The following is a 12,259-nucleotide window of genomic DNA, read 5'->3' as shown; positions in this document are numbered from 1 at the left end:
CCGTTGATCAAAACTCCTTATTGGTTATTTTTGCGAATTAATTCATCTAATTTACGATTAAATGCTTCCGTAGCATTATAACCCAAAGAATTCGCACGGAAATTCATAGCAGCTGATTCAATGATAGCCGCTAAGTTACGACCTGTTTTAACTGGGATACGTACTTTTGGTACTAATACATCAAAAATCTGCTCCGTTTCTCGTTTAGAACCTAAGCGATCATATTCTATGGTACCATCATCTAACACTAAATCGATAATTAATTCCAATCGTTTAGAACGACGAATGGCTGAAACACCATATAAATTCATGACATCAATAATTCCTAATCCACGAATCTCTAATAGATTTTCTAAAATTTCTGGTGCTTCACCGACAAGCGTTAATTCATCAATCATAAATAATTCAACACGATCATCAGCGATTAAACGGTGGCCTCTTTGTACCAGTTCTAAGGCTGTTTCTGATTTACCTACACCACTTGAACCGACTAACATAACCCCCATCCCAAACACTTCTACAAAAACCCCATGCTTTGATAAACGTTCAGCTAATTGCCCTTCTAAAAAATTAGTTAAATTAGCATGTACACGTCCTGTTTTGGATGGCGCTCCTAAAATAGGCATTCCCACTCGGGTTGCTACCGGGATGATTTCTTCCGGAACCTTTTCCATATGAGTGAAAATAACCGCCGGTGTGTTCGGCTGAATCATTCTTTCAAATATTTCGACACGTTCTTGAGAGGATTTGGAATTTAAAAAACGGGACTCTGTACGGCCAATTAATTGAATTCTATCTGCATGATAGAATTCTGAATAACCTGATAAGATTAAACCCGGTCTTGAAACTTCACTTATCGTTACTTCACGATCACCAAAATCTTCTCCAAAAATAAAATTTACATTTAATGTTTCTACAATCTCATTAACCGTCACTGAATTCATGGTGGGACCTCCAACGTTTATTATTTAATTTGATGGTATCATAATTACCTTGATTGCGCTACACATTTATCATCTTAGTGTTAAGCATAGTGATAATTTTAACTCAATGGTTTAACACTCAGTTTTAAATAACATTAAATTTTTTCCATTTACCACTTCGATAGCGCAATTCTATAATAACAGCTCTGAATATCCAATCAAAGCACATCGCAAAAGTAACCCCGATTACCCCCCATTGTAACCAAATACCTAATATAATTGAGAACACGACCCTTACGACAAAAGTAGCTAAAATAGAAACGTACATCGCATATTTTACGTCCCCCGCAGCCCTTAACCCACTGGATAAAGCGAATGCCGAAGGATGCATCAAAAAGTTAAAGAAATTATGAATCAAACATAAAATAATAACTAAACGGGTCGTTTCCGGCGATAGACTATAAAAAGTTAAAATAAAGGGAATCATCGCTGTAAAGATAGCATTCCAAATAAAACACCCTACATAAGCGATACGACTTAATTTTTTGAAATAATAATCAGCGGCTTGATAATCACCGCCACCAATACATTGACCAATAACGGTTATAAAAGCGGGACCCATCGATAAAGAAAACAAAGCAGACACCGACCAAAAACTTTGTCCAATGCCATTAGCGGCTATTTGAACCGTGCCAAACATCGCAACGATACTCGACAAAGCCACTTTGGATAGATTCAATAATCCTTGTTCTAAACCATTTGGTACGGCAATATGAACAATCCGTTTAACCATTGCTGGATCATATTTAAAAATATCTGAAAACTGATAAAAGACAACACGATCTTTTTTGCTACAGACATATAACATAATAGTAGTCGCTATCACCCGTGAAACTAATGAAGGAATCGCTACCCCGGCTACCCCGGCATGAAAAACAAAAATTCCTAAATAATTGCCTACAACATTCAAAATATTCATGATTATGGAAACACGCATCGTTGTTTTAGTGTCGGACATACTTCTTAAAATAGAAGAACAAGCGTTATAAACCGCAATGGCTGGCAATGATAAGGTCGTGATAAAAAGATAGATTACGCAGGCCGACATCACATCAGCTTCTACTCGGCCGAATAATACCCTTAGGATTGGTTCATCAAAAGCTAAAATTATGATGGCCACACCAATCGACATCGCTAATGACAACATGATTAACTGACTTGCAGACAACACTGCATTCCTTTTTTCTTGGCGTCCGATATATTGACTAATCACAACCGCACCACCGGCTGCTAAGGCCGCAAAGACAGATAAAAAGACGGCATTAATTTGGTTAACAAGAGCAACCCCTGAAACAGCAGCTTCACCTGCATAAGAGACCATCAATGTATCCACTAAGCCTACTACTAACATTAAGAATTGCTCAATTAAAATAGGGATGATGAGCATTTTCAATTGTTCATTAGTAAATATTTTTTGTTGTTCTTCGATTATAAAGTTCTTCGGTTCAATTAATTTTGCTAGCATAAGATTAAGGATGTCCTCTCATTTTTTACGTCTATTTCATATAAAATTATAGCTTAACAACTGGGGACTCGGCAAGAATATCATTTGGCTTACGCCTAAACCTTCTTGGTAACTGATTAATCCATAACCCGAGATTAGAAACTTTTTTTACATTCATCGCACAAATTGAAAAAAGAATTGGCACTCTCGCTCATACTGGCATTTTACGTTCGGAAGTTTGTTAATTTTTCTCACAAAAAACCGCTTCGGTCTCCTTCGATAAGGCCCTAAAGCGGTAGCTTTTATTAAGCAAACATCAGCATTTTCTTAATATTTCCGCTATCCAATTTATTTCAAGAGAAAATTTAAGTTTAGATACTGACATCTGTTATATTGTTAAATTTACTAAAAGTCACTCCACACATCTTCATCGACTGGTGTCACATCTTTTGGTTGATTGCCTTGTGGTCGTTGTGAAAAACTCGCTGAATTTGAGCGTTCACGACGGTTGCGATAAACATAACCATCATTTGTTCTTGTTTGATTGAATGGTCGTGAACTAGCGTTTACTTGATAATCATATGGTAAAATAAACGCTAAAATCATATAAGGCATAAAACCTACACCAAAAACGAAGAACGCAATACCAAAAATTAATCTAACTGCTGTTACATCAATATTAAAGTATTCTGCTAATCCACCACATACACCCATTATTTGTTTATTAGTAGATGATTTATATAATCGTTTCATTTTTCTTTCACCCCTATTTGCGATTGCTAAAAGTAATAATTGCCCATAATATGAAGTAAATACCTAAACCTGTGCCACGGTAAAAGAATACCGCTGCAAAAATTAAGCGAATCCAGGTTGGGTCAACTTCAAAATAGTTTCCTAAACCACCACATACACCTAATAAGATGCGGTCGCTTTGAGATAATTGTAATTTTTTCATTAAAACCCTCCTAGTCCTTTAAATAAATATTACCGCTTGTAGATGCAATCGTTAACTTAATCAAATCATGTTCACCATCAACTTGGCGGCCGATATGGCTTCCAGTCTGATTAACATTGTTTAATCGGTGATGAACCTCACCATAAGTAGATTCAGCCTCAATTTCTAGATTAGTCATTTGAGGAACTGCTATTTTAATATCACCAGATAATGTTTTAGCATTAATAATAGAGCTCTCACTATTTGTTTTGGTAATCACGATATCGCCATTGACTGCATCAACTTTTAAGTTACCTACTTGATCTACATAGCGTAAATTTCCATTTAAAACATGATAGTCAATGTCATTAATTTCAGAAGCTTTAATTTTAAAGTCTCCATTATAACCGTCATATACTAATAGGTCAGCGGTAATATTGGCTACTTCATTATCTCCGTTTTTTGATGATAATTTAACTTCTTTGGCTTTTAGGTCTTTTAAATCGACATCGCCATTAATTGTATCGATGAATAATTCTGAAAATACTTTTGATGGAACTTTTAACAGTGTTTCTACGGCAACACGCGGGTTCATCATATTGATTATTAACTTATCCGTTGCGCCGTCAATGGTACTTAATGATTCGAAGGCTGCAATATTATCTACTTCTTCTTTACCATATAAAACGATATCGAGGTCAACAATAATATTATCTTTTGGATGAGTTTCAACTTTAATATTACCATTTAAAATTTTAACTTCTATCTTATCAATATCTGTTGCTTCAAATTGGTATTGGTGTGCAAAACTTTGTGATTTCACCCATGGCACATTCACATTAAATTCTTTCATATCAAAGTTTGAAGCCCAATCTTTGACATAACCCATAATCGTTTTTTGTAAGTTTTTCCCTTCTTTTTTGGCTTCTTCACCAAAGTTTTTGGCAACTTTGGTGACTTGTTCAGTCGTATCTTCTACCATTCTTTTTATTTGCGATTGAGTATTTTGTCTCATTTCTTGACGTTTGATATCAATTTCGATAGACAGCTCTTCAATTTCCGCTTCTAAATGATCTATTTTCGCCATCAAATTCGCTTGTTGCGTTTTCATGTCCTCTGTTAAATCATCTAATTCAGCAAAAATTTCTATTTCTCTTAAACGTTGTTTCGCAATCACTAATGCTTCTTGCTTCTTAGCTAATTCTTCACTGGCTTGTTCAAATTTTTCTTGAATGACTTGTTGTGCTTGTTCTTCTTGCTCATCTGTTGCTGACGTTTGTATTAATTGAGATGCTTCGACTTTTTCTTCAATATCTTTTTGAGCATTTTTATATTCTTCAATGAATTCATTACTTGTTACTTGGGCTTGATGATCATTTTTAGCGGCTGCTTCTAATAACTGCAAAGCTTCGTCCATTGAAATAACATTATTTTTAACTAATTCAATAATTCTTTCTTTTTCTGTCATTTTTAATTCCTCCTATGGATATATCTGGCATTCCTACCCTACAACTATATTATGCCAATTATTAACCTGAAATGCATAGGTCCCTAGACTGATTCTTTACTTTTTCCTAAAAAAAGTAGGCTAACAGTCAAAATCTGATGGATTCTAACTGCTTCTGCCTACTCTATGCAATGATGTAACGATATAATAGAGATTGGTCCAGCTTTAAATAATGAGATTATTGAGTTGCTAACCAACTAAGAATATTATTTTATTAGTTTAAAATTTTTTTCAAATATTGGCCGGTATAGCTACCTTTAACTTCTGCCACTTCTTCCGGAGTCCCGGTTGCAACTACTTGACCACCACCGACGCCACCTTCCGGCCCCATATCAATGATATAATCAGCTGTCTTAATTACATCCAAATTATGTTCAATGATAACCGCTGTATTGCCCGCTTCAACTAAGCGATCAATGACTGCCAACAACTTCTTAATATCATGTGGATGCAATCCAGTTGTCGGTTCATCTAAAATATAGAAGGTATTACCGGTAGAAACACGTTGTAATTCCGACGCTAATTTCATCCGCTGAGCCTCTCCACCGGATAAGGTGGTAGCCGATTGCCCCAATGTGACATAGCCTAAGCCGACATCTAACAAGGTTTGTAATTTACGAGCAATTTTTGGCTGTGCTTGGAAAAATTCAACTGCGTCTTCTACTGTCATTTCTAACACATCGCTAATATTTTTGCCTTTAAATTTAATTTCCAGTGTTTCTGAATTATAACGTTTTACCATGGCAGACTTCACATGGCACATAAACATCGGGTAAAAAGTGCATTTCTAATTTTATTAATACCGCCACCCGAACATGCTTCGCAACGGCCACCTTTCACATTGAAACTAAAACGTCCTTTATTATAGCCATGTAATTTCGCATCATTCGTTTGAGCAAATAATTCACGAATATCATCAAAAACACCTGTATAAGTTGCTGGGTTTGAACGCGGTGTGCGCCCAATTGGACTTTGGTCAATATCAATCATCTTATCGAGACCTTCGTATCCCTCGATCGAACTAAACTTACCTGGACGTTCTTTGGTACTAGTTAATAACTGTGCTAAGGCTGTCTTTAAAACAGCATTCACTAAACTACTTTTTCCCGAACCGGATACACCGGTCACACAAGTTAAGCGACCAATCGGAAAGCTCACATCGATATTTCTAAGGTTATTATGTTCAGCTCCTTTAACTGTTACCCAACCTTTATCTTCTTGTCTACGCTCTTTGGGGATGTCAATTTTTTCCTTCCCTGATAAATACTTTCCTGTTAAAGAATTGGGATTCGCCATGACTTCTTTTGGTGTCCCAGCCGCCACTACTTCGCCACCTCTAGCACCTGCACCAGGTCCCATATCAATTAAATAATCAGCCTCTAACATCGTTTCATCATCATGTTCAACGACCACGAGTGTGTTACCTAAATCACGCATTTTATGTAATGAATCAATTAAGCGAGCATTATCACGTTGATGTAAACCAATCGAGGGTTCATCTAAAATGTATAAGACGCCACTTAAATTTGATCCTATTTGGGTTGCTAAACGAATCCGTTGCGCTTCCCCACCAGATAATGACCCTGCGACTCGATCTAAAGTTAAATATTCTAGTCCTACACTATTTAAGAAGCTTAAACGGTCACTAATTTCTTTAATGATGGGTTTAGCAATCATCTCTTTAGCATTGTCAAATGTTAACTGTTCAACATAATCCGCTGCATCATGAATGGATAAATTGGTAAACTCTGCGATGTTTTTATCGCCAACATAGACTGATAAAGCTTCCGGATTGAGACGTTGCCCCTTACATACAGGGCATGTTAACTCATGCATAAATTGCGCCATAACGTCCCGTGTATAATCTGAACTTGTTTCTTGATAACGACGCTCAACATTATTCACAACCCCTTCAAAAACCGTATCACTGGTTCGTTTTTTGCCGCCACCCATCATTGGGGTGTAGGTAAATTTAAAGGTCGTATTAGGAGCACCATACTTCAAAACTTGCTGATGTTCAGCTGATAAATCCTTGTATGGCACATCCATCGGAATGCCATAACTTTTAGCAAATTGCTCAAGCATCGATGGATAATAATTAGAACTAATCGGATTCCATGGAGCAAAAGCTCCTTCTTCCAAGGTTAAATTTGGATCGGGTACGATTAAACTCTCATCCGCAGTTAAGCGTGAACCTAATCCATCACATGAAGGGCAGGCTCCAAATGGTGCATTGAACGAGAATAAACGTGGCTCTAACTCAGAAACCGAAAAATCACAGTGTGGACAAGCATAATGTTCGTTGAAATAGATTGGCTCTTCTCCAATGACATCCACTTCTAAATAGCCACCCGAATAGCGTAAAGCTGTTTCTACAGAATCAAATAGACGTGAACGAATATCTTCTTTAATCACAATACGGTCAATTACCAAATCAATTGAATGTTTTAAGTTCTTCGATAGTTCTGGCACTTCTGTAACATCATATATTTCGCCATCAACTCTAATGCGCACGAAACCATCTTTAATGATTTTTTCAATTACTTTCTTATGTTGTCCTTTTTGATTACGGACCACTGGACTCATAAGCTGAATTCGTGTTCTCTCTGGTAATTCTAAAATACGATCAACCATTTGTTCAGGTGATTGTCTTTCGATTGGAATATGGTGTGTTGGACAATACGGCGTTCCTACTCTTGCATAAAGCAGACGTAAGTAGTCATTGATTTCAGTCGCTGTTCCGACCGTCGAACGTGGATTATGACTGGTGGTTTTTTGATCAATGGAGATTGCAGGACTTAATCCTTCAATGGAATCGACATCCGGCTTATCCATCCCACCTAAAAATTGACGTGCATAGGCAGATAAACTCTCAACATATCGTCTTTGACCTTCAGCATATAAAGTATCAAAGGCTAACGAACTTTTCCCAGATCCTGATAAGCCCGTCACCACGACTAATTTATCACGTGGTATTTCAAGGTTAATATTTTTTAAATTATGTGAGCGAGCACCTTTTACTATTATTTTATCGTTTGCCACTACAGCGGCTCCTCTCTATTTGGATTCTTCTCTATTATATCACTAACAGTTTCAATTTTCTCATTTGATGCTATTCATTGCTTCTGCTTTATTTTTTCAATAAAAAAGCGCAAGTTAATGTATGGAAGCTTTGCTTAAACGAAGCCTCCATACACCTTCTTGCACTCATCATCACGCGATTTTACTCTAAAGTTAATTGCCAATCTTCAGCAAATAAAGCCGGATCCATTATTTTTAAATGTTCAGATACTTTAATCGACCAAGGGATTAAATCCAGTATGTCGTCTTGTAAATCGATTCCCTCCGCTATTTCAATTAGAACAAATTGTCCTTCATTATCAATTTCAAACACCGCTCGTTCTGTAATCAAAATGATTTTTTTACCGAGAGACTTCATATAATGACTAGAAAAATTGGATAATGGTAAGGATTCAACAAATTTCGTGGCACAACCTTCTTTTTGAATGACCAGTTGCTGATTTTTAATCTTCAATTCTGCTTTTACTGTGAAAGAACCCACAAAAACTATTTTATCAGCGCCTTGCACGATATCTAACATGCCACCTGGACCATTTAACGTTCCATTTAAATAAGTTGAATTCATCTCCCCTTTTTCATTAAATTGACCGAAGCCTAATACCGTCGTATCAATACCGCCACCGTGGTAATACTCAAATAAAGATTGACTAGGGATAATCGCTTCGGCATTGTAATTCATTCCGAAGTCTAACCCTGGTACCGGCATACCGCCAATTGAGCCTAAATCGACGCTTAAATGAATCTGATCAATTAAATGAGATTCTGAAATTATTTGACCAATATTAGCTGCTAATCCTACACCTACGTTGACAAAACTCCCTTTGGCTAATTCTTGACTCGCTCTTCTTAAAATAACTTTACTAGGGGATAGTGGTAAATAATCATACTCCGATAATGGAACTCTTATTTCATTAGAAATGGCCGGATTGTATTGCGTTAGGACCGTTTGCATATGATACTTTTTGTCTGCTACCACCACATAATCAACGAGTGCTCCTGGTACCACCACTTCTTTAGGAGGAATCGAGTAGTCTTCAACTACCTGTTCCACTTGCGCAATCACAATGCCGCCATTATTTTTGACAGCTGAAGCTATCGACAGGGCTTCTAAAATAAATGGCTCGCGTTTTAATGATAAATTCCCACGAGTATCAGCATAAGACGCTTTAATAAAAGCAACATTAATGGGTAATGGTTGATAATGCAACCAACGTTCATCATTAAAATAGATTTCTTTGACCACATCTTCTTGTTGACGGGTTTTTTCGTTAATTTTTCCTCCTAAATATTTAGGATCAATAAAAGTTTCGGTTCCTACTTGACTAAATACGCCTACTCCACCACGGGCAGCATCACGATAGAGTTGTCCGATAATCCCCTGAGGCAAGTAATACATTTCAATCTCATTGTTTAAAACTGCTTCAATAGTGTTAGCTGAATAATATAAATAAGAGGTCGTGGCTCGTTTTAATAAGTTTGGATATAAAATATGATCTAGGCCTCTGCCAGGTCCGGTGCCAATCCCCCTGTAGTAATAACAGACAAATCTCGTGGACTTTGATATTTTTGATAATATTCACCTAAACCCTTCAGTAATTGCTCTGGCAAACCGCCCATCCCTAATGAGGTTGTAGCAATATAAGCATGGTCCGGAATATGTTTCATTACTTCGATATAATGGCTAATTTTTGACATAATCTCCCCCTAAAAAACAAACCTCTTATCACTCATACCAAATTTAGTACGGATAACAAGAGGAGTGTCGTATTGTATTGATTTGATTTAATGTTTTGATGTCAATCATCCAAAGTCTTTTGTGGGATAAGATACATCAAAAATCATTACATCTAATTTTTATCTTAAAAGGAATTGCAGTGATGACAAGTTTAAAGACATCAACTCTCAACTTAACTGGTTATTTTTTTACTAACTCAGTCATATATTCATGTGTCTTGTAGAAATCTTCCATAACCTCTTGAACAATCTCACCAGCTGGTTTAATCTCGCGGACACGGCCAATCCCTTGTCCAACAGATAATTGCGCATCATCAAACCGACCTTCCATCATCGCAATATTGGATGCTTTCCCTGAAATAAGTGGCATCAATTCTTTAATCGTTGCGCCATTTCGTTCTGCTTCAAGAATACGTTCCGCTTGTTTATTTCTAACCACACGCATCGCATTTTTTAAAGATTTCATCGTTAAAATGGTTGCTGTTTCAGGTAATGTAATGGCTAATTCCTTATACTCTCTTGGTGCTACCACTTCCTCAGATGCTAAGAAACGCGTAGCCATTAGGACGCCGTCGACACCTAAGGACATCGCCGCATACATACTTTTACCATCCACAATACCACCAGCAGCTAAAACAGGTACAGTTAGCTCTTCAGCTGCTTTGGCCCATAAGATGGATCCAGCTACTTGGTCTAGCCCCGGGTGCCCTCCACCTTCAGTACCGATTACAGTAATGATATCCGCACCGTCTGCTTGAGCTGTTAAAGCATGTTTAATCGACGTAACCTTATGAATTATTGGAATGCCCGCTTCTTTAATAGGTTTAATAAAGTTACCCGGTCTTTGTCCTGAAGTTTCGATCACTGGAACTTTTTCTTCAATTAAGATATTAATATATTCCAAAATCACTTCTGGAATCACTACTTCCGGTACCAGCGAAATATTAAAGCCAAATGGTTTGTCTGTTAAAGAACGGACTTTTCTAATTTCTTTACGTAACTCGTCTCCATTAGGAAAAGCCATTGCTGGAACTAATCCTAAACCGCCAGCATTGGATACTGCCGCTGCTAATTCAGCTAAAGACATATATTGCATTGAGCCTTGAACAATCGGGTATTCAATGCCTAATATTTCAGTTAATCTCGTTTTCATCGTTTTACCTCCTACCTTTAACGAAAATATCTCTAGTCTTCATTATCTAAAAAATTGTATTTCAACATATTTTTTTCATCATAAAAATTTTCCAAGACATTTTCAAAAACAAATGATTCGACAGAAGTATAACGCTCTTTACGAGGTCTCACTAACATCGGAATATAAGGTATTGGATCCTTAAATCTTTTTTCTATTACACCGATATGATTTAAGCGCTTCTTAAACATTCCGAAATAGGCTGTCGGTAAAATTGCAATAATCTCACTATTAACGGCACATTCAATCATATAATCCCATGAACCAGAAGTAAAAAGTAAGTTCTTCTTAGCTGTTTCACTCACTTTACTGGCGATACTATGATTCAATGTATATTTATCGGTGTAAGTGATATAAGGAAATGCCTCTAAATCGGACCATGATAAAATCCGTTTTTCTGCCAATGGATGTTTAGGATCCATAAAAGCTACCGCTTCTGTTCGCATCAATTGATACTGTTCAAAATTTTCTTCGTTTAAGCCGGTTGGGTGAGTCAAGATAGCTATATCCAATACCTCATCCAATAACATTTGTCTTAATTCTAAACTGCCTGCTTCAATAATTTCGACATATGCTTTAGGGTTTTCAATCATAAATTTTGGTAGAAACTTTGTAAAGAACAATCTTAAAAATGTTGGATGTCCGCCTAATTTAATTAACCCTTTTTTGATTTGAGACTCGCGTTCGATCACATTCTCTAAATTTTGATAGACATCGACGATTTCAACAGCTTTTGCATAGACATTCTTACCTGCACTACTCAGGCCAATTATGCGGCCATTTTTCCGTTGAAATAAATCAAAACCTTGTTGCTGTTCAAACTTTTTAATAAATTGACTTAAAGCGGACTGTGAAATAAATAATGATTGCGCCGCTGCTGTCAAATTAAAATCTCGGTTTACTATTTCAAGTAAATATTTTAAATGAATAATATCCATCCTTAGGCTCCTTAATTGTTTTCTTTAAGTATACCACCTAAGTCCCGACAATCTCTATGGGAGTGGGCAAGAAGTAGAAAATTAAATAATTTTCGTTTCGTCTGCCCACCCCCGCACAGTTGAGAGTAGACCAGAATTATAAAATTGAATAATTTTCGCTTCGTCGGCCTACCCCCGCACAGTTGGGAGGGGACCAGAAGTAGAAAATTGAATGATTTTCGCTTCGTCTGTCCACCCCCGCACAGTTGAGTAGGTCTCAAACAAGTCTTTAAGACGCAGGTTGAGACCACTCAACCACTGCGCTTTTAATTAACGCACAATAACATGATTGAATTTTCCAAGATTATACTCAGCTACCTTAAGACGCAGGTTGAGGCCACTCAACCACTGCGCTTTTAATGAATAAACAATAATCTTAACTAAATTTATCAAGTTTATGCCCAACC

Annotated in this window: 11 protein-coding genes and 1 pseudogene; all 12 read right to left on the bottom strand. The window is 36.8% G+C overall.

Annotation, left to right across the window (positions count from 1 at the left end):
• Positions 1-17: 17 nt before the first annotated feature.
• On the bottom strand, positions 18-944 hold the full coding sequence (gene hprK / locus LB888_RS05990; protein WP_318752241.1) for an HPr(Ser) kinase/phosphatase: 927 nt from the start codon (positions 942-944) through the stop codon (positions 18-20).
• A 124-nt stretch (positions 945-1,068) separates the two neighbouring features.
• Positions 1,069-2,448 (bottom strand): MATE family efflux transporter, encoded by a 1,380-nt coding sequence (locus LB888_RS05985; RefSeq protein WP_318752240.1) that lies wholly within the window; start codon positions 2,446-2,448, stop codon positions 1,069-1,071.
• A 384-nt stretch (positions 2,449-2,832) separates the two neighbouring features.
• The gene (locus LB888_RS05980; protein ID WP_066125303.1) at positions 2,833-3,180 is read right to left on the bottom strand and encodes a PspC domain-containing protein; all 348 of its coding nucleotides are present in this window, start codon (positions 3,178-3,180) and stop codon (positions 2,833-2,835) included.
• 13 nt (positions 3,181-3,193) lie between these two features.
• Positions 3,194-3,382 (bottom strand): PspC domain-containing protein, encoded by a 189-nt coding sequence (locus LB888_RS05975; RefSeq protein ID WP_066125301.1) that lies wholly within the window; start codon positions 3,380-3,382, stop codon positions 3,194-3,196.
• Positions 3,383-3,392: 10 nt separating this feature from the next.
• Entirely contained in the window at positions 3,393-4,829 is a 1,437-nt protein-coding gene (locus LB888_RS05970) for a DUF4097 family beta strand repeat-containing protein (protein WP_318752239.1), read from the bottom strand.
• Positions 4,830-5,082: 253 nt separating this feature from the next.
• A pseudogene (gene uvrA / locus LB888_RS05965) lies at positions 5,083-7,910 on the bottom strand (excinuclease ABC subunit UvrA).
• A 181-nt stretch (positions 7,911-8,091) separates the two neighbouring features.
• A complete protein-coding gene (locus LB888_RS05960; protein ID WP_318753958.1) occupies positions 8,092-9,438 on the bottom strand; it encodes a malonate decarboxylase subunit alpha in 1,347 nt (448 codons plus the stop codon).
• Positions 9,439-9,443: 5 nt separating this feature from the next.
• Complete coding sequence (locus tag LB888_RS05955; protein WP_318752238.1) at positions 9,444-9,644, bottom strand: hypothetical protein; 201 nt, start codon at positions 9,642-9,644, stop codon at positions 9,444-9,446.
• A 220-nt stretch (positions 9,645-9,864) separates the two neighbouring features.
• The gene (locus LB888_RS05950) at positions 9,865-10,836 is read right to left on the bottom strand and encodes a nitronate monooxygenase (protein ID WP_311920503.1); all 972 of its coding nucleotides are present in this window, start codon (positions 10,834-10,836) and stop codon (positions 9,865-9,867) included.
• A 32-nt stretch (positions 10,837-10,868) separates the two neighbouring features.
• On the bottom strand, positions 10,869-11,813 hold the full coding sequence (locus tag LB888_RS05945; RefSeq protein ID WP_318753932.1) for a LysR family transcriptional regulator: 945 nt from the start codon (positions 11,811-11,813) through the stop codon (positions 10,869-10,871).
• 168 nt (positions 11,814-11,981) lie between these two features.
• Positions 11,982-12,107: a hypothetical protein gene (locus tag LB888_RS05940; protein ID WP_311920508.1), complete on the bottom strand. Its 126-nt coding sequence runs from the start codon at positions 12,105-12,107 to the stop codon at positions 11,982-11,984.
• Between the two features lie 15 nt (positions 12,108-12,122).
• A complete protein-coding gene (locus LB888_RS05935) occupies positions 12,123-12,245 on the bottom strand; it encodes a hypothetical protein (protein WP_318753931.1) in 123 nt (40 codons plus the stop codon).
• Positions 12,246-12,259: the final 14 nt, after the last annotated feature.

Source organism: Globicatella sp. PHS-GS-PNBC-21-1553 (genome assembly GCF_033564055.1).
GTDB classification, from domain to species: Bacteria; Bacillota; Bacilli; order Lactobacillales; family Aerococcaceae; genus Globicatella; species Globicatella sulfidifaciens.
The sequence above is the reverse complement of the archived record's forward strand: the minus strand, read 5'-3'. Positions and strand labels throughout refer to the sequence as shown.

Coding starts and splice junctions, on each gene's coding strand:
- hprK (WP_318752241.1), bottom strand. CDS start 944: ATGAATTCAGTGACGGTTAATGAGATTGTAGAAACATTAAATGTAAAT.
- LB888_RS05985 (WP_318752240.1), bottom strand. CDS start 2,448: ATGCTAGCAAAATTAATTGAACCGAAGAACTTTATAATCGAAGAACAA.
- LB888_RS05980 (WP_066125303.1), bottom strand. CDS start 3,180: ATGAAACGATTATATAAATCATCTACTAATAAACAAATAATGGGTGTA.
- LB888_RS05975 (WP_066125301.1), bottom strand. CDS start 3,382: ATGAAAAAATTACAATTATCTCAAAGCGACCGCATCTTATTAGGTGTA.
- LB888_RS05970 (WP_318752239.1), bottom strand. CDS start 4,829: ATGACAGAAAAAGAAAGAATTATTGAATTAGTTAAAAATAATGTTATT.
- LB888_RS05955 (WP_318752238.1), bottom strand. CDS start 9,644: ATGTCAAAAATTAGCCATTATATCGAAGTAATGAAACATATTCCGGAC.
- LB888_RS05950 (WP_311920503.1), bottom strand. CDS start 10,836: ATGAAAACGAGATTAACTGAAATATTAGGCATTGAATACCCGATTGTT.
- LB888_RS05945 (WP_318753932.1), bottom strand. CDS start 11,813: ATGGATATTATTCATTTAAAATATTTACTTGAAATAGTAAACCGAGAT.